The organism is Pseudomonas sp. Z003-0.4C(8344-21) (assembly GCF_900104975.1).
GTDB lineage: Bacteria > Pseudomonadota > Gammaproteobacteria > Pseudomonadales > Pseudomonadaceae > Aquipseudomonas > Aquipseudomonas granadensis.
The window spans coordinates 4,694,683-4,716,771 of record NZ_LT629756.1 but is presented as its reverse complement, the minus strand read 5'-3'; the positions used below and the strand labels follow the sequence as shown (position 1 = coordinate 4,716,771).

The following is a 22,089-nucleotide window of genomic DNA, read 5'->3' as shown; positions in this document are numbered from 1 at the left end:
GAGTCCCTGTATGAACCTGACTGAACCCCGCGAGCTGGCGCCCCTGCTTGAAGCCTTTCTGTTGGCCTCGGGAAAACCGCAATCGCTTGAGCGCCTGTATGAACTGTTCGAAGAAGGCGAGCGGCCGGAGCCGGCGGTCTTCAAGAAAGCCCTGAGCCTGCTGGGCAAGTCCTGCGAGGGGCGCGCCTTCGAACTCAAGGAAGTCTCGTCGGGCTACCGCTTGCAGATCCGCGAGAAGTTTTCACCGTGGGTGGGGCGACTGTGGGAAGAGCGCCCGCAACGTTACTCCCGCGCCTTGCTCGAAACCATCGCGCTGATCGCCTATCGCCAGCCGATTACCCGTGGCGAGATCGAAGACGTGCGTGGCGTGGCGGTCAACAGCAACATCACCAAAACCCTGCTCGAGCGTGAGTGGATCCGCGTCGTCGGTTACCGCGACGTGCCGGGCAAGCCGGCGATGTTTGCCACTACCAAGGCGTTTCTCGATCACTTCAACCTGAAAAACCTCGAAGACCTGCCGCCGCTGGCCGAACTGCGCGAGATGGAAGCCGAACCGGTCCTCGATTTCGACGACGCGCCGGTGCCGCAAAGTCTGCAGGAACTGGCCGATGCCAGTGCCGAGCCGGAAGAAGAAAAAGAGCAAACCAGCTTCCACAGCCTGCTGCTGGAGCTGGACAGCATGGAGGAGGGGATCAAGACCGATTTTGACGATTTGCTGCGCGATGGTGCTGATGCTGAAACATCGATCAGCGAGCCTGAGCTGAGCGAGCCGACCCTTGACGTTGAACTCGAAGCCGAGCCTGAAGCCGAGGCTGAAGACGACGTTCTCGGTGTCGCCGAGGCCCGTGAGAAACTCCTGGCCGCCGTCGCCGCCCTTGAACCGCCGGAGCCCGAGCTCAGCGAAGAAGAAGCCGAAGCCCGCGCACTGGCCGAAGCCATCGAAGCCGAACGGCGCGAATTCGAGGACTGACCCCATTTAAAGAACACCGCCGTCCCCTGTAGGAGTGAGCCTGCTCGCGATAGCGGTGTATCTGACGAGAATATGCCGACTGACGCACCGCTATCGCGAGCAGGCTCACTCCTGCAAGGGACTTGTGTGTTTCTGGAGACAGCGATGAGTTCGACCAAAGACCCGTGCATCAGCCTCTGCAAATTCTCCGACGACATCTGCCTCGGCTGCGGCCGCAGCAAGCGCGAAATCAAGGCCTGGAAAAAACTCGACAAGGATGACAAGCGCACCGTGCTCGCCGAAGCCGCGTTGCGCCTGATCAAACTGCGCGGTGCCGGTCGGCGGAAAAACAAATAACCTGCGTTCGATCAGCTAGTCTCTGATGCGCAATGCCGTACATCCGCGTATGATTCGCGACCCTTCGCCGATCCCTTCGGCCGAAGACCAGATTCCAATGCTTCAGGCGCCGCCTGAACAGACCACACCGGGAGGTGCCCAGATGAGTGACATCAATCAGAAAGACGACCAGGAAATCGGACCAGCAGGCGAAAAGCTGCAGAAAGTCCTCGCCCGTATCGGCGTCGGCTCGCGCCGTGACGTCGAATCCTGGATCAGCCAGGGCCGCATCAAGGTCAATGGCAAAGACGCCACCCTCGGCCTGCGCGTCGACATGCACGACGCCATCACCATCGATGGCAAGGTGATCAAGCGCGAAGAAGCCGCCGAGTCGGTCCGCCGCGTGATCATGTACAACAAGCCCGATGGCGAAATCTGCACCCGTGACGACCCGGAAGGCCGTCCGACCGTGTTCGACAAGCTGCCGCGTCCGAAAGAAGGCCGCTGGATCAACATCGGTCGTCTCGACATCAACACCACCGGTCTGCTGATGTTCACCACCGACGGTGAACTGGCCAACCGCCTGATGCACCCGTCCTACGAGATGGACCGTGAATACGCCGTGCGTGTACGCGGTGAAGTCGACGACGAGATGATCGAGCGCCTGAAAGCCGGCGTGGTGCTGGAAGACGGCCCGGCGCGTTTCACCGACATTCAACAGGCCCCGGGCGGCGAAGGTTTCAACCACTGGTACCACTGCGTGGTCATGGAAGGGCGCAACCGTGAAGTGCGTCGTCTGTGGGAATCGCAGGGTCTGGTGGTCAGCCGCCTGAAGCGTGTGCGTTTCGGTCCGGTGTTCCTCAACTCTGACCTGCCGATGGGCCGCTGGCGCGAAATGAGCCAGTACGAAGTCGACGTGCTTAGCGCTGAAGTCGGCCTGACCCCGGTGGCGATGCCGCAGTTGAACGCCAAGAGCAAAGACAAACTGGAACGCATGCAGCGCAAATCGTCGCGGCCGATGGCCAAGACCGAGCGCGTGCGCACCCTGCGTCCTGCCGCTGGCGCGCCAACCGCGCCGCGCCCGAGCCGTGAGCCGCAGATCGAAGGCGAGCGTCCAGGTCGCAAGCCGATCGCCCGCGACGGCGAGCGAGCACCGCGTCCGGCCAACGGCCGTACCGAGCGTGGCGAAGGTCGTGCACCGGCCGGTCGCGGTACGCCAGTGGCGGATCGTCCGGCGGACACCACCAACAAGCGCCCGGCCAAACCGGCGCCGAAGCGTCCGGGGATCAAACTTGTCGACAGTGACAAGCCTTCGGGTAAGCGCCGTGGCGCACCGGCCGGTTCGGGTCAGCGTCCGGGGTTTGGACGCAAGAAGCCGGAGTAATCGGGTTTAGTGCCGAATGAAAAAACGCCAACCGCAGGGTTGGCGTTTTTTTTCATCTGGCGAAAGTGTGGTGGTGGCTGGGCAGGCCCCATCGCGGGCAAGCCCGCTCCCACAGGGTTTTCTGTCGTTCACAGATATTGTGTACACCAACGAAACCTGTGGGAGCGGGCTTGCCCGCGATGAGGCCTGAAGCTGCACCGTCAATTCCAGCCTTAAAACACAAATCGCCCGTCGAATACCGGTTTGTCATCCAGCGCCAACACCCCGCCAGAAAAGATCAAATCAAGGTGATGACTGCCCTTGGCTCCGCCACCCAGGCCCAAATGCAGTCCGCAGTGCCGCTCTTCAAACCCGGCATTGCGCGCGTACAAATCCTTCACACCTTCATTGGTGCCAATCCCTAGTTCCTCGATGCGCCGGTTCGACGGGTTGGCGTCGAGGTATTTATTGAAATCATGCTCCAGCCCCGGCACGTCGGTGGCGATGCGGCTGATGGTCGAGTTCTCGATCCACAGTTCCAGCGGTGATTCCAGCACGCCGTACTTGCGCGCAAACGGAATGGTGCTGAGGAAGGTGCCCTTGAATTTCACATGGCCGTTGATGGCTTCGCTGTGCGTGGCGATCTCGCCAGGGGCCAAGTCAAAGTTGCCGACCCCGTTGATGTCGGTCCATTTCTTGATGCTGCTCATCGGCGTTTCGAACCATGAGCCGTCATCGTCCTTGAAGCTCAACGTGGTCGCCTGCGACATGCGCTGGATCAAGTGGCTGTTGAGGCCGGCGATGCGCTGCGGGGTGACGCTGAAGGTGTCGTAGAAATAATCGCCGTAATCCTTGAACAGCAGCGACTTCTTCCAGTTTTCCGCCATCACCGCTTGCAGCGCGCGGACGAATTCCGGGCCGTCGGGGCGCGGGTTGGGCAGGGTCGAAGAGTCGTAGAAGAAAATGTACAGATCGCTGTCGCCAATCGCCTCGGCCAGCGCTGCGGTGCTTTCCAGGTCCAGGCGGCGGGCGCTGAAACGGAAGCGCGGATGCTCGCCGGCCTGTTCGGCGATGGCACCGGTCAGGGCTTCGTAATCGGCGGTGTGGCCGAGCAATACCTTTGCCGAATCGAGGCCGGCGAGGGCAGGGTGGTGTTCGAGGTAGTAAAGGAAATGCGAGATGGCGCGGGGCTTGTCCATGAGTCCTCCCTGACTGACCGGGAAATGAAGCGGCAGGCACGACCGGCCGGACCGTGCCTGCCCGGGGATGTCTTACAGAGGCCACATCGCCGTGCCGAACGGTACGACCGCGTCGGCTTGCATCATTTCCACGGCGGCCTCATGGGTCGGTGCTTCAAACCATTCGTCCAGTTGCAGTTCGGTATCCAAGTCTTTTTCCAGTGCTTGCATGGTCGATCTCCTAGATGACTTTCACGGTTTATGACTGGCCGGTCGAGGTGGCCGGCGAGTCGTGAAAAACCTAGTTCAGCGGCTTTTGTAATGCAAAAAATTATCCATTTAATTTTTAAATAGACTTTTTGTTCTGTTTTTTGCGCTGGTTTTTCTTATTTGAAAACAAAAAACTAGCCTGCGCATTTCATTAGCAAGCTTGCTACCGTCAATTTGCAGACGTCCTACGGATTGTTCTGAATTGGAAACTTTACGTTACGCACTGTCAGAGAATATTTACGAAAAACAGCGCCAGACCGCCTGAATCACCAACAAGCGAAGCGCTGTAAGGAAAATCTGCCGAATGCCGTCCTGCCGGGGGCCGCGCAAGGCTCTGGTGCGCTTGTTTCAGCGGCGTTTGCAAGGTGAGATGGGGCCCATGCCTGCCGTGCAGGTGCATAACAAGAAGGAGGCGCAATGAACGCCGTGACTGATCTCCACTTCGCTCCGTGGGACGGTTTTTTCCTCGTCCACGCCGATGGTCTGCAAAGGCCTGACTCAATTTTCGCAGCCGCCCGAACCTCTCGAGGCGGACACACGCAATCCCGGCAACCGACACGCTGATCCAGCGGAGTCTGGCAGCAGGGGGTTAGCGGTGTACAATGCGCCGCGTTTTAACTGTGACCCTCTGCGTAATCGCGCAAATCTCAAGGCTACCCGCCTTGTTCACTCCGTCGCGCCACAAGCGTGCCGGGTTCGATTTCGTCACAGATAAAAACAAGCAGGTGACGCATGACCGTTGTAAACAAGCTGAACTCCTGGTGCCTGCGCTGGGGTTTGATCGGGGCTGCCTGAAATCGCAACCTTGCAGCAACGTCTACTGCACACCATCAAACCTTGCGTGAGACCTTTTTCATGAGTGGACAACCCTCGCAGTCAGGCGAGCTGAAACGCGGCCTGAAAAATCGCCACATTCAACTGATCGCCCTCGGTGGCGCGATCGGTACCGGATTGTTCCTCGGCTCGGCCGGGGTGCTGAAATCCGCCGGCCCGTCGATGATCCTCGGCTACGCCATCTGCGGCTTCATCGCCTTCATGATCATGCGCCAACTGGGCGAGATGATCGTTGAAGAGCCGGTGGCCGGTTCCTTCAGCCATTTTGCGCACAAATACTGGGGCGGCTTCGCCGGTTTCCTGTCGGGCTGGAACTGCTGGATTCTGTACATCCTGGTGGGCATGTCCGAGCTGACCGCCGTCGGCAAGTACATTCACTACTGGGCGCCGGATATCCCGACCTGGGTCTCGGCGGCGGCGTTCTTCGTGCTGATCAACGCGATCAACCTGGCCAACGTCAAAGTCTTCGGTGAAGCCGAGTTCTGGTTCGCGATCATCAAGGTCGTGGCAATCGTCGGCATGATTGCGCTGGGCAGCTACTTGCTGGTCAGCGGCAACGGCGGCCCTCAGGCTTCGGTCACTAACCTGTGGTCTCACGGCGGGTTTTTCCCCAACGGCGTCAGCGGTCTGGTGATGGCCATGGCGATCATCATGTTCTCCTTCGGCGGTCTGGAAATGCTCGGTTTCACCGCAGCCGAAGCTGACAAGCCAAAAACCGTGATCCCGAAAGCAATCAATCAGGTGATCTACCGCATCCTGATTTTCTACATCGGCGCGCTGGTGATCCTGTTGTCGCTGACGCCGTGGGACAGCCTGCTGGAAACCCTCAACGCTTCGGGTGATTCGTACAGCGGCAGCCCGTTCGTGCAGGTGTTCTCCATGCTCGGCAGCAATACCGCTGCGCACATCCTCAACTTCGTCGTGTTGACGGCGGCGCTGTCGGTGTACAACAGCGGCACCTACTGCAACAGCCGCATGCTGCTGGGCATGGCCGAGCAGGGCGATGCGCCGAAAGGCCTGGCGAAGATCGACAAACGCGGCGTGCCGGTGCGTTCGATCCTCGCGTCGGCGGCAGTGACGCTGGTTGCCGTGCTGCTCAACTATTTGATCCCGCAACATGCGCTGGAACTGTTGATGTCGCTGGTGGTTGCGACGCTGGTGATCAACTGGGCGATGATCAGTTTTTCGCATTTCAAGTTCCGCCAGCACATGAACCAGACCCGGCAGACGCCGCTGTTCAAGGCGCTGTGGTACCCGTACGGCAACTTCGTCTGCCTGGCGTTCGTGGTGTTCATCCTCGGGGTGATGCTGCTGATCCCCGGCATTCAGATCTCGGTGTACGCGATTCCGGTGTGGGTGGTGTTCATGTGGGTCTGCTACCTGATCAAGAACAAGCGCAGTGCGCAGCAGGCGGTCCCGGTGATCGCCAAGTAAGCGCTTAAGCAGAAACAACAAACCCGGCCAAGTGCCGGGTTTGTTGTTTTCAGCCTCATGCAATTCCCTTGTAGGAGTGAGCCTGCTCGCGATAGCGGTGTGTCAGTCGACGAATATGTACCTGATACACCGCTATCGCGAGCAGGCTCACTCCTACAGGGGATCTGTGACAGGCTTGAGATTCGTTTCCAAGGTATCCTGCACCCTCTGAATACGGACGCTTTTCCATGCTGGTGATTTCCAACAACGTGCATCTGCCCGATGCCGAGATCGAGCTGACGGCCATCCGCGCGCAAGGCGCCGGCGGGCAGAACGTCAACAAGGTGTCGAGCGCCATGCACCTGCGCTTCGACATTCCCAACTCATCGTTGCCCGAGTTCTACAAGGAACGGCTGCTGGCGCTGCGTGACAGTCGCATCACCAGCGACGGCGTGTTGATCATCAAGGCGCAGCAATACCGCACCCAGGAAGCCAACCGCGCCGACGCGCTGGAACGTCTGGTCGAGCTGATCCTCAGCGCGACCAAAGTGGAAAAGAAACGCCGCCCGACCAAGCCGACTCTCGGCTCGAAGAAGCGCCGGCTCGAATCCAAGTCCAAGCGCGGCGACATCAAGGCCGGGCGCGGCAAGATCGATTTCTAGTTCTCGCGGTATTTTGCGGTGTGCTTGTACAGATAGACGCTCAAGCCGAGCCCGCTCAACGCGGCAAGCGCAGCGAACAGAAAGATCGAAGCGAAACCGAATCCCGCCGCAATCGCCCCGGCCAACGGCCCGGTGATGCCCAGCGACAAATCGATGAAGAGCGAGTAAGCGCCCACCGCCGCACCACGGCTTGAGGCCGGCACCAGATTCACCGCCTCGACGCCCAGCGCCGGAAACACCAGCGAAAAGCCAAACCCGCTTAACGCCGCACCCGCCAGCGCCCAGTGTGCATCCGGTGCGATCCATAGCAGCAACAACCCGAGGGTTTCCACCGACAGGCAGGCAATCGCCACGCGGAAGCCGCCGAGGCGGTTGATCAGGTTGCCGAACAGCAGCCGCGCGCCAATGAAGCTGGCGCCGAACAGGCTCAGGCACAGCACCGCGTTGTCCCAATGCTGCGTCGCGTAATACAGGGTAATGAACGTGGCGATGGTGCCGAAACCGATCGAGCCCAGCGCCAGGCCGCAGCCATGGGGGAGGACTTTACCGAGCACATGGATGAACGGCAGGCGCTCACCGGCAACAATCGGCGCGGCGGTTTTTGGCCACGCCAGCGCCAGGCCGAGCAGGGCCAGCAGGATGATGCTGACGCCCATGCTCCACAGGCCCAACCGGCCCACCAGCCAGACGCCGAACGGCGCACCGATCGCCAGCGCGCCGTAGCTGGCGATGCCGTTCCAGGAAATCACCTTGGCGGTGTTGACCGCACCGACGCGGCCGATGCCCCAGCCAATCGAGCCGGAGCCGACCAGACTCTCGGCGCTGCCCAATACCAGACGGCCGATCAACAGGCTGATCAGACTGAACAGCGGGAGGCCTGGCGTCCACGCCGAAAGCAGCATGAACACACCGCTCAAGCCACAGCCGGCCAGACCGATCATCACCGCGCGTTTGCTGCCCTGGTTGTCGATGATCTTGCCGGCGTAGGGGCGGCTGAGCAGGGTCGCGAGGTATTGCACGCTGATCACCAGCCCGGCGATCACCGCGCCAAAACCGAGGTCACTGTGCACGTAACCGGGCAACACCGCCAAGGGAATGCCGATGTTCAGGTAACCGATAAAGGTGAAAAGGACGATGGAAACGACTTGCAGCGTAACCGCCAGAGGGCGCTGGGGCTCGGGTATAGAGGACGACATGGGTAACGATCCACGGGAGCAGCAGATTAGATAGGCTGCTCATGATACCGGCGTGAACCGATCAGAGGCTGGGAAAAGTAAAACTATTTGCCCGGCGGCGCGTTCAGGACTGGGCTGGAGCAACCAGTTGAGTGGTGACCAAGGCGGCGAGGGCGTTCTCTTCGCTGCCGAAACGTGCGAGCAGGGCGGCCTGTTTCTCGGGGGAGAGGCGGTTCCAGATGTCGATCATTTTCTCGGTCGCACCGATCAGGACGGCGGCTTGGCTTTCGGAGAATTCGTCGGTCATGGCGGGCTCGGGTTTCAGGCAGTGTGGAAAGCGCATGTTAGCGCTTTCCACACGGTCTGTACGGCGGGTCTTACGCTTCGCTGTCGGCTTTGCGGCTGTCAGCGGCTTCTTGCGGCTCGGGCTTTTCGGCGCCGGCGTGTTGCGGGGTCGTCTGCTCAGGTACGTGCAGGCTTGGGAAGGGGAGATTAGGAATCTCGTGCATGGTTGCGCTCCTCGCTAAGTCTGTTGATAGATCAGGTGCTCCGCGCTTTTACAAAGCCTGCGCAGGATACAGCAGGAAAAATGACAATCAGACTTTTAATTCAAATTAATGCGACAGATGGCCGCAGGGCGAGAGGTCAACGCAAAAAAATGTAGGAGTGAGCCTGCTCGCGATAGCGTTGTATCAATCAACATTGAAGCTGACTGACACACCGCCATCGCGAGCAGGCTCGCTCCCACAGGGGAATTGCGGTGTTTGTATTATTTGCAGGCGTCAGCGATGGCGTCGGCAAGCAAGGCGAGGCGGGTGGCGTCGATGCCGGCGACGTTGGCCCGGCCGGAGCTGACCATGTACACGCTGTGCCGCTCGCGTAGGTGCTTGACCTGCTCCGGCGACAAACCGGTGTAGGAGAACATCCCGCGCTGCACGCCAATATGCGCAAAGCGTTCGCGCAAACCGTGCGGTTCCAGCGCTTCGACCAGGCCGCTGCGCAGTTGCGCGATGCGCAGGCGCATGGCTTCCACCTCATCGGCCCAACGGGCTTTCAGCTCCGGATCGGCAAGAATGGTTGCCACCACCGCAGCACCATGATCCGGCGGTGTCGACCACAGGTTGCGGGCGATGTTGGCCAGTTGGCTGCGAATGTCGATCAGCTTGTCAGGGCTTTTCGCGCAGACGATCAGCGCCCCGGTGCGGTCGCGGTACAGGCCGAAGTTCTTCGAGCAGGAGCTGGTGATCAGCAGTTCGGGCACTTGTGCCGCGAACAACCGCGTCGACCACGCGTCTTGCTCCAGACCATCGCCAAATCCTTGGTAGGCGAAGTCGATCAGCGGCAACAGATCGCGGCTGCGCACCACTTCAAGCACGCGCTGCCAGTCGTCATGGCTGAGGTCGAAACCGGTCGGGTTGTGGCAGCAGGCATGCAGCAGCACCACATCACCCTTTGGCGCTTCCTTGAGCACGGCGAGCATCGCTTCGACGTCGAGGCGGTTGTCGCTGCCCACGTACGGGTAGTGACTGACCTCGACCCCGGCCGCAGCGAAAATGGTTTCGTGGATCGGCCAGGTCGGGTTGCTCAGCCACACGCCTTTGCCCGGCAGGCACTGGGCGATGAAGTCGGCCGCCAGGCGCAAGGCGCCAGTGCCGCCCGGCGTCTGGGTGGCGCCGGCACGTTGTTCGGCAATCAGCTTCGAGTCGGCGCCAAGCACCAGCTCATTGATGACCTTGCCAAACAGCGGATTGCCGTGGCCGCCGATGTAGGTCTTGGTGTCCTGGCTTTCCACCAGCCGCGCTTCGGCAATTTTCACCGCCTCGGGAATCGGCGTCAGGCCCTGGGCGTCCTTGTAGACGCCAACGCCGAGGTCGAACTTGCGCGGATTACTGTCCTGCGCGTAAGCCTCCATCAAGCCGAGGATCGGGTCGCCGGGCACCCGGCCGATGGCGTCGAAGTGCATTACTTGCGTCCTTCTGCGGTCTTGGCCACTTCGTCAGTGCGCGCGGCCATGATGAAGTCGTTGCGGTGCAGGCCTTTGATCGAGTGGCTCCACCAGGTCACGGTGACTTTGCCCCACTCGGTCAGCAGGCCCGGGTGGTGACCTTCGGCTTCGGAGATTTCGCCGATGGCGTTGGTGAACGCCAGCGCGTGCTTGAAGTTCTTGAACAGGAAGACTTTCTCCAGCTGCATGATGCCGTCGCGGACTTCGATGTTCCAGTCAGGGATCTGCTTGATCAGGATCGGCAGTTCTTCATCGCTGACTTGTGGCGCATCGGCGCGGCAGGCTTCGCAGTGGGCTTGGTTCAAAGTGGACATGGTCGGTTCCTGAAATCGAGTGTGTTTTTTATTCAAGGGTGTGCGCCCGTCGGTACCGTCACGCTAAACCAAAGTGGCGGCGACGCACAGGCGCAATTGTCAGCAAAGGTCGCGGTTCAGGCGGCTTTGGGTTTCGGCGGAAATTTTGGCGCGTGCAAGCCAAGCTGCATGCCCTGGCGCACCATGGCCATGATGTCTTCATGCGCGACGTCGAACAGGCGCTTGAGGTTGGGCAGGACAAAATACAGCGGCTGCAGGATATCGATGCGATACGGCGTGCGCATCGCTTCGAGCGGATCGAAGGCTTGATGCTCAGGCTCGTCTGACAGGCAGTAAACGGTCTCTTTTGGCGAGGACAGAATGCCGCCACCGTAGATGCGCTTGCCTTGCGGCGTATCGACCAGACCGAATTCGATGGTCATCCAGTACAGGCGCGCCAGATACACGCGTTCTTCCTTGCTCGCTTGCAGGCCGAGCTTGCCGTAGGTATGGGTGAATTCAGCGAAGTAGGGGTTGGTCAACAGCGGACAGTGCCCAAAGATCTCGTGGAAAATGTCCGGCTCTTGCAGGTAGTCCAGTTCTTCGCGGGTGCGAATAAACGTCGCGACGGGAAACTGCTTGCTGGCGAGCAATTCAAAAAACGTCTGGAAGGGAATCAGCGCCGGCACGCGCGCAACCTGCCAGCCGGTGGTTTCGCCAAGCACCTTGTTGATCTCGCCGAGCTGCGGGATGCGGTCGTGGGGCAGACCGAGTTTTTCGATCCCGTCCAGGTATTCCTGACAGGCACGCCCTTCGATCACTTTCAATTGGCGAGTGATCAGCGTGTTCCACACCGCATGTTCTTCGGCGGGGTAGTCGATAAAACCTTGCGCATCGGGCTCGCGAGCCACGTATTGCGTCTGCTTCATGCTGCTCTCCTGCTAGGGGAATTCGTTTTTGTTATGTCCAGCGATGGACAGAGGATTACCCGAGAAGTGTGGATGTGCAGCAGGTTGAACCACCTGCGCGTAGGAATTTTCTCTGGTTTTCGTAAAGTAATCGTTACGCTTTGCCGGATAAGTCGCATTTGCGGCGATTGGCGGGTTTGAAAAGGGCGGTGGGTGTCACATAATCTTGACAACAAATTGCTCGCCTCGACATAAAGTCGTGCGCTGTTCCCCTGTAGGAGTGAGCCTGCTCGCGATAGCGGTGTGTCAGACAGCACTGATCTGAATGACACACCGCTATCGCGAGCAGGCTCACTCCTACAGGTTTCTCCTCGTTCAACCGGGCCTCTTTCTATGCGCATCAAAGTCCACTGCCAGAACCGCATCGGCATCCTGCGCGACATTCTCAACCTGCTCGTGGCTTACGGCATCAACGTCGCGCGCGGTGAGGTCGGTGGTGAGCACGGCAATGCGATCTATCTGCACTGCCCGAACCTGATCAACATCCAGTTCCAGGCCCTGCGGCCGAAGTTCGAAGCGATTGGCGGGGTATTCGGCGTCAAGCGGGTCGGGCTGATGCCCAGCGAGCGCCGGCACATGGAGTTGAACGCATTGCTCGGGGCACTGGAGTTTCCGGTGTTGTCGATCGACATGGGCGGTTCGATCGTCGCGGCCAACCGCGCGGCGGCGCAGTTGCTCGGCGTGCGCGTCGATGAAGTGCCGGGCATTCCGCTGTCGCGTTACGCCGAGGATTTCGATTTGCCGGAACTGGTGCGCGCCAACAAATCGCGAATCAACGGCATGCGCGTCAAGGTCAAGGGCGACGTCTTTCTCGCCGATATTGCGCCGCTGCAATCGGAGCACGACGACAGCGAGGCCATGGCCGGTGCAGTGCTGACGCTGCATCGCGCTGACCGCGTCGGTGAGCGCATCTATAACGTACGCAAGCAGGAGCTGCGCGGCTTCGACAGCATCTTTCAGAGCTCGAAAGTCATGGCGGCGGTGGTCCGTGAAGCGCGGCGCATGGCACCTCTCGACGCACCACTATTAATAGAAGGCGAAACCGGCACCGGCAAGGAATTGCTCGCGCGCGCGTGCCACCTTGCCAGTCCGCGCGGACAGTCGCCATTGATGGCGCTCAATTGCGCCGGGCTGCCTGAGTCGATGGCCGAAACCGAGCTGTTCGGCTATGGCCCCGGTGCATTCGAAGGCGCGCGCGCCGAAGGCAAACTTGGCCTGCTCGAACTGACCTCCGGCGGCACGCTGTTTCTTGACGGCGTCGGCGAAATGAGCCCGCGCTTGCAGGTCAAACTGCTGCGCTTTTTGCAGGATGGCTGCTTCCGTCGCGTCGGCAGCGACGAGGAAGTTTATCTGGATGTGCGGGTGATCTGTGCGACGCAGGTGGACTTGTCCGAGCTGTGCGCACGCGGCGAGTTTCGTCAGGACCTCTATCACCGCTTGAACGTGCTGTCGCTGCACATCCCGCCGCTGCGTGAATGCCTCGATGGCCTGACTCCGCTGGTCGAACATTTCCTCGATCAGGCCAGCCGGCAGATCGGCTGCACGCTGCCGAAACTGGCGCCGGCAGCGATGGATCGACTCAGCCATTACCATTGGCCGGGCAACGTACGGCAACTGGAGAATGTGCTGTTTCAGGCGGTGTCGCTGTGTGACGGCGGTAAGGTCAAGGCGGAACATATTCGCCTGCCGGATTACGGCGTGCGTCAGCCGCTTGGCGATTTTTCCCTCGATGGAAATCTCGACGAGATCGTCGGGCGCTTCGAAAAAGCCGTGCTGGAGCGTCTGTACTCCGAGCACCCGAGCAGTCGGCAACTGGGCAAGCGCCTGGGGGTTTCGCACACCACGATTGCCAACAAGTTGCGTGAGTATGAGGTTGGTAAAACCGAGTCATAGCCAGAAGTTGCGTCGGCTAAGATGGCTTCATCGCGAGCAGGCTCACTCCTGCAGAAACCGGGTTTCATCTGAAGGAGCGCGGTCAACTGTAGGAGTGAGCCTGCTCGCGATGGGGGTGGCCGCCGTTGGCTGATGCCAAAGGTTGCCACTCACCGGCAGGACACCGCCGGTTTTTCGTCTTCGATACATTTCAAATTTCCCCCGCAAAACCCTCAAGCCCTTTGTTTACCGGGCCTCGGGCCGCCAATAAAAAGTTGGTCTGCTAATTGCTTATGGCTCAGCAGTACAGCGGTGGGCGGCAAACGTCCGGCATGCAGAGGAAAGAGTGTGGACAAGTACCTTTATGTGGCAATGACCGGCGCCAGCCAGAACGCACTGGCGCAGCGGGCGCATGCCAACAACCTGGCGAACATCTCCACCAACGGTTTTCAGCGCGACCTGGAACAGGCGCGTTCGATGCCGGTGTTCGGTGACAGCTTTCCGGCGCGTGCGTTTGCCATGAGCGAACGGCCCGCCACCGACTTCACCCCGGGCTCGCTGGTGCAGACCGGCCGTGACCTCGACGTTGCCGTGAGCGGCAATGGCTGGATCGCCGTGCAGAATCCCAACGGCGGCGAAAGCTACGTGCGCACCGGCAGCCTCAACGTCGATGCCCTCGGCGTGTTGCGTGCCGGCAACGGCATGCCGGTGATGGGCAATGGCGGTCCGATCGCCGTGCCGCCCGAGCAGCAGATCGAAGTCGGCGAAGACGGCACCATCAGCATTCGGGCGATGGGCGAGGGCCCACGGGTCATGGCCGAAGTCGACCGGATCAAGCTGGTCAACCCCGACATCAAGAACATGAACAAAGGCCTCGACGGCTCGATTTACACCAGGGACGGCCAACCGGCGCCGGCCGATGCCAACGTCAAACTGGTCTCGGGTTTCCTTGAGTCGAGCAACGTCAACGCCGTTGAAGAAATGACCTCGGTGCTGGCGCTGGCCAAGCAGTTCGAGTTGCACGTCAAGATGATGAACACCGCCAAAGACGACGACCAGGCCATGGCTCGGGTCTTGCAGATCAGCTAATTATCAGAACGTCGCGCCGTAAAACAGGCGCACGAGGAGAATCGAATGCTTCCGGCTCTATGGGTTGCCAAAACCGGTCTGTCCGCCCAGGACACCAACCTGACCACCATTTCCAACAACCTGGCGAACGTTTCGACCACGGGTTTCAAACGTGATCGCGCCGAGTTCCAGGACCTGCTCTATCAGATCAAGCGTCAGCCTGGCGCCCAGTCGACCCAGGACAGCGAACTGCCGTCGGGTCTGCAAGTGGGTACCGGTGTGCGCATTGTCGGCACCCAGAAAAACTTCACCGCCGGCAGCCTGCAAACCACCGAGCAGCCGCTGGACATGGCGATCGACGGTCGCGGTTTCTTCCAGATCCTGCAACCGGACGGTACCACCTCGTACACCCGTGACGGTACGTTCCACCTCGATTCCAATGGCCAGATCGTCAACGCCAGCGGTTTCGCGCTGGAGCCGGCCATCGTCATTCCGAACGACGCGCAGACCTTCACTGTCGGCCGTGACGGCACCGTCTCGGTGACCATCGCTGGCAACCCGGCCGCCCAGGTGATCGGCAACCTGCAAACCGCCGACTTCATCAACCCGGCCGGTCTGCAAGCGGTAGGCAACAACCTGTTCCTGGAAACCGCGGCTTCCGGCGCACCGCAGGTCGGTACTCCGGGCCTGAACGGTTTCGGTACCACGCTGCAGAACACCCTGGAAACGTCCAACGTCAGCACCGTTGAAGAGATGGTCAACATGATCACCACTCAGCGCGCCTACGAGATGAACTCCAAGGTGATCTCCACCGCCGACCAGATGCTCTCGTTCGTAACGCAGAATCTGTAATCAAGTCTATGGGGCGGCCTGAGGTCGCCAGCAACACCGTGAGGTAGGGTCATGAATCGCTTTGTATCTGTTCTGGCATTGAGTGGGGTCGTCTCGCTCGCGGGCTGCGTCGCTCCGACGCCCAAGCCCAATGACCCGTATTACGCCCCGGTGTTGCCGCGCACACCGTTGCCGGCTGCCGCCAACAACGGCTCGATCTATCAGGCCGGTTTCGAGCAGAACCTGTACAGCGACCGCAAGGCGTTCCGGGTCGGTGACATCATCACCATCACCCTGAACGAGCGCACCCAGGCGAGCAAGAATGCCAACTCGCAGATGGACAAGAACAGCGACAACAGCATCGGTCTGACCTCGTTGTTCGGCTCCAGCCTGACCACCAACAACCCGATCGGTGGCGGCGACCTGAGCCTGAACGCTGGCTACAGCGCCGACCGTTCGACCAAGGGTGACGCCAAGTCCGGACAGAGCAACAGCCTGACCGGTTCGATCACCGTGACCGTGGCCGATGTGTTGCCCAACGGCATCATCGCCGTGCGTGGCGAGAAGTGGCTGACCCTCAACACCGGTGACGAACTGGTGCGCATCGCCGGCATGGTCCGCGCCGATGACATCGCCACCGACAACACTGTGTCGTCGACTCGCGTCGCCGATGCACGCATCACCTACTCGGGTACCGGTGCGTTTGCCGATACGAGTCAGCCAGGCTGGTTCGACCGTTTCTTCCTCAGCCCGCTGTTCCCTTTCTAGGTGGCGACTTTGAAATTCAAACACCTGATGCTGGCTGCCGCGTTGATGTCCGCTGCCTTCGGTGCCCACGCCGAGCGGCTGAAAGACATCGCCAGCATTTCCGGCGTGCGTTCCAACCAGTTGATCGGTTACGGCCTGGTGGTCGGGCTTAATGGCACCGGTGACCAGACGACGCAAACCCCGTTCACCCTGCAGACTTTCAACAACATGCTCTCGCAGTTCGGCATCAAGGTGCCGCCGGGCTCGGGCAACGTGCAGTTGAAGAACGTCGCGGCGGTGTCGGTGAGTGCCGATCTGCCGGCGTTCGCCAAGCCGGGCCAGCAGGTCGACATCACCGTTTCCTCGATCGGTAACTCCAAGAGCCTGCGTGGCGGCACCTTGCTGCTGACGCCGCTCAAGGGTATCGACGGCAACGTCTATGCGATCGCTCAGGGCAACCTGGTGGTCGGCGGTTTCGATGCCGAAGGTCGCGACGGTTCGAAGATCACCGTCAACGTTCCGTCGGCCGGTCGTATCCCTGGGGGTGCGTCGGTGGAGCGTTCGGTGCCGAGCGGTTTCAACCAGGGCAACAGCCTGACGCTGAATCTCAATCGCTCCGACTTCACCACCGCCAAGCGCATCGTCGACAAGATCAACGACATGCTTGGCCCTGGCGTTGCGCAAGCCATCGACGGCGGCTCGATCCGCGTCACCGCGCCGCTCGATCCGAGCCAGCGCGTTGATTACCTGTCGATCCTGGAAAACCTCGAAGTCGATCCGGGTCAGGCGGTGGCGAAAGTCATCATCAACTCGCGCACCGGCACCATCGTCATCGGCCAGAACGTGAAAGTCTCGCCGGCCGCCGTGACCCACGGCAGCCTCACCGTGACCATCACCGAAGACCCGATCGTCAGCCAGCCGGGCCCGCTGTCCAACGGCCAGACTGCAGTGGTCCCGCGTTCGCGGGTGAATGCCGAGCAGGAAGCCAAGCCGATGTTCAAGTTCGGCCCGGGCACCACCCTCGACGAGATCGTGCGCGCGGTGAACCAGGTCGGCGCGGCACCGGGTGACTTGATGGCCATCCTCGAAGCCCTGAAGCAGGCCGGTGCGTTGCAAGCCGACCTGATCGTGATCTGAGGCCGACCACCATGGATATGCGCAAAAGCGGTCTGGTCAGCAGCAGCGATTCGGGTTCGTACTCCGACCTCAATCGTCTGAACCAGCTCAAGGTCGGTGACAAGAACAGTGACGAAAACATGCGCAAGGTTGCGCAGGAATTCGAATCGCTGTTCCTTGGCGAGATGCTCAAGTCGATGCGCTCGGCCACCGACGCGCTCGGCCAGGACAACCCGCTGAACACGCCGGCTGCCAAGCAGTATCAGGAAATGTACGACCAGCAACTGGCGGTTTCCATGTCCCGCGAGGGCGGAGGTATTGGCCTGGCTGACGTGCTGATCCGGCAGATGTCGAAGAACAAACCGATGGCCCCGGGCGAAGCGGCGGCGGCGTCCGCCGCCAAGCAACAGGAAGCGCTGGCCAAGGCGGCCGCGGTGCCGACGCCGATTGCCGCCGGCACCGTTGCCACAAACGGCCCGTTGTCGCGACTCAATGGCGAACGGCCGTTGTGGGCGTCGCGTTCGGTGAATGCGCCGAACACCGATATCTCCCACCGCAACGACATGCAATTGATCAATCAGCGTCGTCTGGCGTTGCCGCCGAAACTGGCTGATCGTTTGCTCGCCGGGTTGGTGCCGTCTGCGCCTGCAACTGCTGCTGCCGCTACCGCAGCGGTGGCGAGCAACGCCTTGCCACAACGTGCCGCGACCCCGGCGATCGGTGGTTCCGGCCCGCTGTACAACGGCGACTGGCTGGCCCGCGCCGAAGAACAAAAGGCTGCCGCAGGCGGCCAGATGCAGGTCTACGGTCGTGCCATGGCGCAGATTCCGCTGGCGCCGCCGAAAAAGGCTTTCAGCTCTGCCGACGAATTCGTCAACACCATGCTGCCAATGGCCAAGGAAGCCGCCGACCGCATCGGCGTCGATCCGCGTTATCTGGTCGCCCAGGCTGCGCTGGAAACCGGTTGGGGCAAGTCGGTCATGCGTGCTCAGGACGGCAGCAGCAGCCACAACCTGTTCGGCATCAAGGCCAGCAGCAACTGGAAGGGCGATTCGGCCCGGGCGATCACCAGCGAATTCCGCAACGGTGCGATGGTCAAGGAGACGGCCGAATTCCGTTCCTACGCCTCGTACAAGGACAGCTTCCACGATCTGGTGACGTTGCTGCAGAGCAACAATCGCTATCAAGAAGTGCTGAAGTCGGCCGATAACCCAGAACAGTTTGTACGCGAGTTGCAGAAGGCCGGTTACGCCACCGACCCGAACTACGCCAACAAGATTTCGCAAATTGCCAAGCAGATGAACAGTTTCGAAAACTACGCTGCGGCGGGTGTCTCCACCACGCCTTTATAAGGCACCAGGTAATAAGGTCTGAACCATGAGTTTGCTCAATATCGGGATGTCGGGACTGTCGGCCAGCCAGTCCTCTCTGGCTACGACAGGCAACAACATTGCCAACGTCGACACCGCCGGTTATTCGCGTCAGCAAACCGTACAGGGCACCAAGTCGTCGCAGCAGTACGGCACTGTGTTCATCGGCACCGGCACGACCCTGGCCGACGTGCGCCGGGTGTACAACTCGTACCTGGAAAGCCAGTTGCACACCGCGACTTCGCTCAACAGCGAAGCGGCGTCGTACCTGGCCCAGGCCACGCCGCTGGACGCGATGCTGTCCGACACCAACACCGGCCTGACCGGCGTGCTGCAGAAGTTCTTCACTTCGCTGCAGGGCGTGTCGACCTCGGCCACCGATGACACCTCGCGCCAATCGGTGTTGACTGGTGCGCAGGCTTTGAGCAGTCGTTTCAATACCATCGCCAAGCAACTCAACGACCAGAACACCACGATCAACGGCAGCCTGGGCGACATGACCGCCCAGGTGAACAAGCTGGCGACCTCGATTGCCAACCTGAACCAGAAGATCGGCGAGATCTCCACCAGCGGTGGCGCGCCGAACGACCTGCTCGACAGCCGTAACGAAGCCGTGCGCCAACTGTCGGTGCTGACCGGCGCCCAGGTGGTGGAGCGCGGCACCAGTTTCGATATCTACGTCGGCAGCGGCCAGCCCTTGGTGATCGGTAACACCACCAACACCCTGAGCATGGTTGCCAGCAAAGACGATCCGTCGCGCATGGCCATTCAGATGGACCGCGGTTCGAGCACCATCGACATCACCTCGGTGATCAGCGGTGGCGAAATCGGCGGTCTGCTGACCTATCGCAAGGAAGTCCTCGACCCGTCGCTCAACGAGCTGGGCCGAGTGGCCCTGGTGGTCGCCGATCAGATCAACCGCCAGCAAGCCCAGGGCATCGACAAGAACGGTGACTTCGGCGCGGCGATTTTCAACAACATCAACAGTGCCGCGCTGATCAGTCAGCGCAGCATTGCCAAAGATGGCAACAGCGTCGGTTCCGGCAACCTCGATGTGACCATCAAGGACACCGGCAAGCTGACCACCAGCGATTATCAGGTCACGTTCACCAGCGCTACTGACTACACCGTCAAGCGTTCCGACGGCACCGACATGGGCGCATTCAGCACTACGACCAACCCGCCACCCGTGATCGACGGTTTCACCCTCGCGCTCAACGGCGGTGCGTTGAGCGCCGGTGACTCGTTCAAGGTCACGCCGACCAGAAACGCAGCCGCGAGCATCCAGACGGTGCTCACCGATCCGAAGAAAATCGCTGCGGCCGGTCCGCTGACCGGTGTCGCCAGCGCCAACGGTCTGGGCACTTACACCCAGCCGACGCTCAGCGACAAGATCGACATCTACAACCCGACCGCCCAGGCCGACATGCAGGCGGCGCTGAAGAATTCGACGCCGGTCAAACTGGTATTCGGCGCGACCAGCGGCGGCAGCCAGTCGTACAACCTGGTGGACGCCAAAGGCGCGACCATCGGCACCGGCACCATCGTTCCGGGCCAGTCGAACACCCTGAATCTGAAAGTCGGCATCGTCGACGCCAGCGGCAACCCGGTGATGGATACGACTGTCACGCCGAACGTGCAGAAAACCTTCACCGTGCAGACCACCGTGGGCGGCACGCCGAAATCCGGCGAGACCTTCACCATGAACCTGACCGGTGCGGCGTCTTCGGACAACCGTAACGCGCAGGCACTGGTCGGCCTGCAAACCGCACAAAGCGTCGACACCGGTTCGGCGAGCAAGGGCATCAGCCTGACTGACGCCTACAACAAATTGGTGACCAACGTCGGTACCAAGACCGCCCAGGGCAAGTCCGACAGCGCTGCAACCAGCGCGATTCTGGACAACGCCAAGGGCGCGCGCGATTCGTTGTCCGGGGTCAACCTGGATGAAGAAACCGGCAACCTGGTCAAATACCAGCAGTACTACACAGCGTCTTCGCAGATCATCAAAGCTGCGCAGGAAACTTTCGCCACGCTGATCAACAGCCTTTAAGGAGTCGTAATTCATGCGCATTTCCACCGCTCAGTATTACGGAACGCAAGCTTCGGACTATCAGCGTAACTTCAACAAGGCCGTTGCCACCGCCAGCGAGGCGAGCAGCCTGCAGCGCATCAACACCGCGGCGGATGATCCGATCGGCGCCGGGCGCTTGCTGCAACTGGGCCAGCAGGCCGCGATGCTTGATCAGTACAAGACCAACGTCAACACCACCAAAAGCGCACTGAACGTGCAAGAGTCCACGCTGGACTCGATCACCACGGCGCTGGCGCGTGCCAAAGAGCTTGCGCTGGCGGCGAACAACGGCACGATCACCGACAAGGACCGCCAGGCTTACGCTTCGGAAATGGGCGAGATCCAGCAACAAGTGCTGGGCCTGATGAACGCCAAGGACGCCAACGGCAACTACCTGTTCTCCGGTTCGAAAACCGACACCGCGCCATACTCGAAAAACGCCGACGGCACTTTCAGTTACAACGGCGACCAGACCACCATCAATCTGGGCATTGGCGACGGCATGACTGTCGGCACCAATACCACCGGTTGGGACGCCTTCCAGCAAACCATCAACACCGGTCGCACCAACACCAAAATGACCGCACCCGCTGTGGATGACGGCCGTGTCGTGCTGTCCAACGGCACTGTCGGCACTGCTGCCAGCTACGATGCCAAATTCAGCGCCGGTCAGCCGTATACCATCGATTTTGTCAGCAGCACCCAGCTGAAAATCACCGATGCCCTGGGTAATGACGTCACCGCCGAAGCCAGCCAGAACGGCCTGATCAGCAACAGCAGCGGTGCCAACCAGACCGTCAGTTTCCGTGGCGTCGACCTCAAGTTGAACGTCAACCTCAAGGCCGGCGACACCAACCCGGACGCAGTCATTGCCGGGCACAGCTTCCAGCTGTCGAGCACGCCTGATTCGTTCACCACCACGCGCAGCCCGGGCAATACCTCGACGTCGGTGATCACCGGTTCGACCATCACCGACCAGGCTGCGTATACCGCCGCATTCCCGCAGGGTGGGGCAGTCCTCAAGTTCACCAGCGCGACCGATTTCGATCTGTACGCAGCGCCAGTGACCGCCGACAGCAAGCCGGTATCCTCGGGCACCGTGGTCGGTGGCAACGCGACCGCTGCCGGTGTGACCTTCGCCCTCGGCGGTACACCAGCGACTGGCGATCAGTTCTCGATCCAGCCGAACAATCACCAGACCCAGAACGTGCTCGACACCCTGGGCCAGATGATCACGGCGCTGAACACCCCGGTCGATGGCGATCCGGTTGCCAAGCAGAAACTGCAGGGCGCCATGGAGGCGGGCCTCGGCAACATCGACGCCGCCGCCAATCAGATCGGCACCGCCGTCACCACCATCGGTGCGCGCGGTCAGGCACTGGACATGCAGGCCATCACCAACGACAGCCTGAGCACGGCGAACACCACGACCCAAGGCTCGATCCGCGATTCCGATCCGGCCGAAGTCATGACCCGCCTGACCTTGCAGCAGACCATGCTGCAAGCCTCGCAATTGGCGTTCAGCAAGATCAGCCAGTTGGGTCTGTTCAACAAGATCTGACGGG

The 22,089-nt window shown here is 60.8% G+C and carries 21 protein-coding genes; 13 read left to right on the top strand and 8 right to left on the bottom strand.

Going from position 1 to position 22,089, the window contains the following annotated elements; translation table 11 throughout:
* Positions 1-10: 10 nt before the first annotated feature.
* The 3 genes from scpB to rluB all read left to right on the top strand — a co-directional run bounded on the left by scpB (position 11) and on the right by rluB (position 2,669).
* Positions 11-970, top strand: coding sequence for an SMC-Scp complex subunit ScpB (scpB, locus tag BLU24_RS21265; RefSeq protein WP_093103563.1), 960 nt, complete (start codon positions 11-13; stop codon positions 968-970).
* A 144-nt stretch (positions 971-1,114) separates the two neighbouring features.
* Positions 1,115-1,306: a DUF1289 domain-containing protein gene (locus tag BLU24_RS21260; protein ID WP_090282312.1), complete on the top strand. Its 192-nt coding sequence runs from the start codon at positions 1,115-1,117 to the stop codon at positions 1,304-1,306.
* Between the two features lie 142 nt (positions 1,307-1,448).
* The gene (gene rluB, locus BLU24_RS21255; protein WP_093103560.1) at positions 1,449-2,669 is read left to right on the top strand and encodes a 23S rRNA pseudouridine(2605) synthase RluB; all 1,221 of its coding nucleotides are present in this window, start codon (positions 1,449-1,451) and stop codon (positions 2,667-2,669) included.
* Between the two features lie 212 nt (positions 2,670-2,881).
* Here the strand turns inward: rluB and BLU24_RS21250 are convergent, their stop codons facing one another.
* Together BLU24_RS21250 and BLU24_RS27845 are read right to left on the bottom strand one after the other, a co-directional pair.
* Positions 2,882-3,847, bottom strand: a complete 966-nt coding sequence (locus tag BLU24_RS21250) for a leucyl aminopeptidase (protein WP_093103558.1) — start codon at positions 3,845-3,847, stop codon at positions 2,882-2,884.
* Between the two features lie 72 nt (positions 3,848-3,919).
* A complete protein-coding gene (locus tag BLU24_RS27845) occupies positions 3,920-4,057 on the bottom strand; it encodes a hypothetical protein (protein ID WP_003222780.1) in 138 nt (45 codons plus the stop codon).
* Positions 4,058-4,951: 894 nt separating this feature from the next.
* Between BLU24_RS27845 and BLU24_RS21240 the strand changes: the two genes are divergently transcribed.
* Both BLU24_RS21240 and arfB read left to right on the top strand, forming a co-directional pair.
* Positions 4,952-6,364, top strand: a complete 1,413-nt coding sequence (locus BLU24_RS21240; protein ID WP_090282316.1) for an amino acid permease — start codon at positions 4,952-4,954, stop codon at positions 6,362-6,364.
* Between the two features lie 227 nt (positions 6,365-6,591).
* On the top strand, positions 6,592-7,005 hold the full coding sequence (arfB, locus tag BLU24_RS21235) for an alternative ribosome rescue aminoacyl-tRNA hydrolase ArfB (RefSeq protein WP_093103556.1): 414 nt from the start codon (positions 6,592-6,594) through the stop codon (positions 7,003-7,005).
* Here arfB and BLU24_RS21230 read toward each other — a convergent pair.
* The 6 genes from BLU24_RS21230 to phhA form a co-directional block, all read right to left on the bottom strand.
* A complete protein-coding gene (locus tag BLU24_RS21230; protein ID WP_093103553.1) occupies positions 7,002-8,201 on the bottom strand; it encodes an MFS transporter in 1,200 nt (399 codons plus the stop codon). The genes arfB and BLU24_RS21230 overlap by 4 nt on opposite strands.
* 103 nt (positions 8,202-8,304) lie before the next feature.
* Positions 8,305-8,487: a hypothetical protein gene (locus tag BLU24_RS21225; protein ID WP_093106885.1), complete on the bottom strand. Its 183-nt coding sequence runs from the start codon at positions 8,485-8,487 to the stop codon at positions 8,305-8,307.
* Positions 8,488-8,557: 70 nt separating this feature from the next.
* Positions 8,558-8,689 (bottom strand): hypothetical protein, encoded by a 132-nt coding sequence (locus tag BLU24_RS28110; protein WP_258450101.1) that lies wholly within the window; start codon positions 8,687-8,689, stop codon positions 8,558-8,560.
* Between the two features lie 260 nt (positions 8,690-8,949).
* Positions 8,950-10,143: an amino acid aminotransferase gene (locus BLU24_RS21220; protein ID WP_093103550.1), complete on the bottom strand. Its 1,194-nt coding sequence runs from the start codon at positions 10,141-10,143 to the stop codon at positions 8,950-8,952.
* On the bottom strand, positions 10,143-10,499 hold the full coding sequence (locus BLU24_RS21215) for a 4a-hydroxytetrahydrobiopterin dehydratase (protein WP_093103548.1): 357 nt from the start codon (positions 10,497-10,499) through the stop codon (positions 10,143-10,145). The genes BLU24_RS21220 and BLU24_RS21215 overlap by 1 nt, the downstream gene beginning before the upstream one ends.
* 116 nt (positions 10,500-10,615) lie before the next feature.
* The gene (gene phhA / locus BLU24_RS21210) at positions 10,616-11,407 is read right to left on the bottom strand and encodes a phenylalanine 4-monooxygenase (protein ID WP_090282320.1); all 792 of its coding nucleotides are present in this window, start codon (positions 11,405-11,407) and stop codon (positions 10,616-10,618) included.
* 372 nt (positions 11,408-11,779) lie between these two features.
* Between phhA and BLU24_RS21205 the strand changes: the two genes are divergently transcribed.
* The 8 genes from BLU24_RS21205 (at position 11,780) to BLU24_RS21170 (ending at position 22,085) form a co-directional block, all read left to right on the top strand.
* Positions 11,780-13,339, top strand: coding sequence for a sigma-54-dependent transcriptional regulator (locus BLU24_RS21205; protein ID WP_093103545.1), 1,560 nt, complete (start codon positions 11,780-11,782; stop codon positions 13,337-13,339).
* 327 nt (positions 13,340-13,666) lie between these two features.
* Positions 13,667-14,407: a flagellar basal body rod protein FlgF gene (locus tag BLU24_RS21200; RefSeq protein ID WP_090282323.1), complete on the top strand. Its 741-nt coding sequence runs from the start codon at positions 13,667-13,669 to the stop codon at positions 14,405-14,407.
* A gap of 45 nt (positions 14,408-14,452) precedes the next feature.
* A complete protein-coding gene (gene flgG, locus BLU24_RS21195) occupies positions 14,453-15,238 on the top strand; it encodes a flagellar basal-body rod protein FlgG (RefSeq protein WP_090282324.1) in 786 nt (261 codons plus the stop codon).
* Positions 15,239-15,289: 51 nt separating this feature from the next.
* The gene (flgH, locus tag BLU24_RS21190) at positions 15,290-15,985 is read left to right on the top strand and encodes a flagellar basal body L-ring protein FlgH (protein ID WP_042558188.1); all 696 of its coding nucleotides are present in this window, start codon (positions 15,290-15,292) and stop codon (positions 15,983-15,985) included.
* Between the two features lie 27 nt (positions 15,986-16,012).
* Positions 16,013-17,101, top strand: a complete 1,089-nt coding sequence (locus tag BLU24_RS21185) for a flagellar basal body P-ring protein FlgI (RefSeq protein WP_011333019.1) — start codon at positions 16,013-16,015, stop codon at positions 17,099-17,101.
* A gap of 11 nt (positions 17,102-17,112) precedes the next feature.
* Complete coding sequence (gene flgJ, locus BLU24_RS21180; RefSeq protein WP_093103543.1) at positions 17,113-18,432, top strand: flagellar assembly peptidoglycan hydrolase FlgJ; 1,320 nt, start codon at positions 17,113-17,115, stop codon at positions 18,430-18,432.
* A gap of 25 nt (positions 18,433-18,457) precedes the next feature.
* Positions 18,458-20,503, top strand: coding sequence for a flagellar hook-associated protein FlgK (flgK, locus tag BLU24_RS21175; RefSeq protein ID WP_093103541.1), 2,046 nt, complete (start codon positions 18,458-18,460; stop codon positions 20,501-20,503).
* Between the two features lie 13 nt (positions 20,504-20,516).
* Positions 20,517-22,085 (top strand): flagellar hook-associated protein 3, encoded by a 1,569-nt coding sequence (locus BLU24_RS21170; RefSeq protein ID WP_093103539.1) that lies wholly within the window; start codon positions 20,517-20,519, stop codon positions 22,083-22,085.
* The last annotated feature ends 4 nt before the right edge of the window (positions 22,086-22,089 follow it).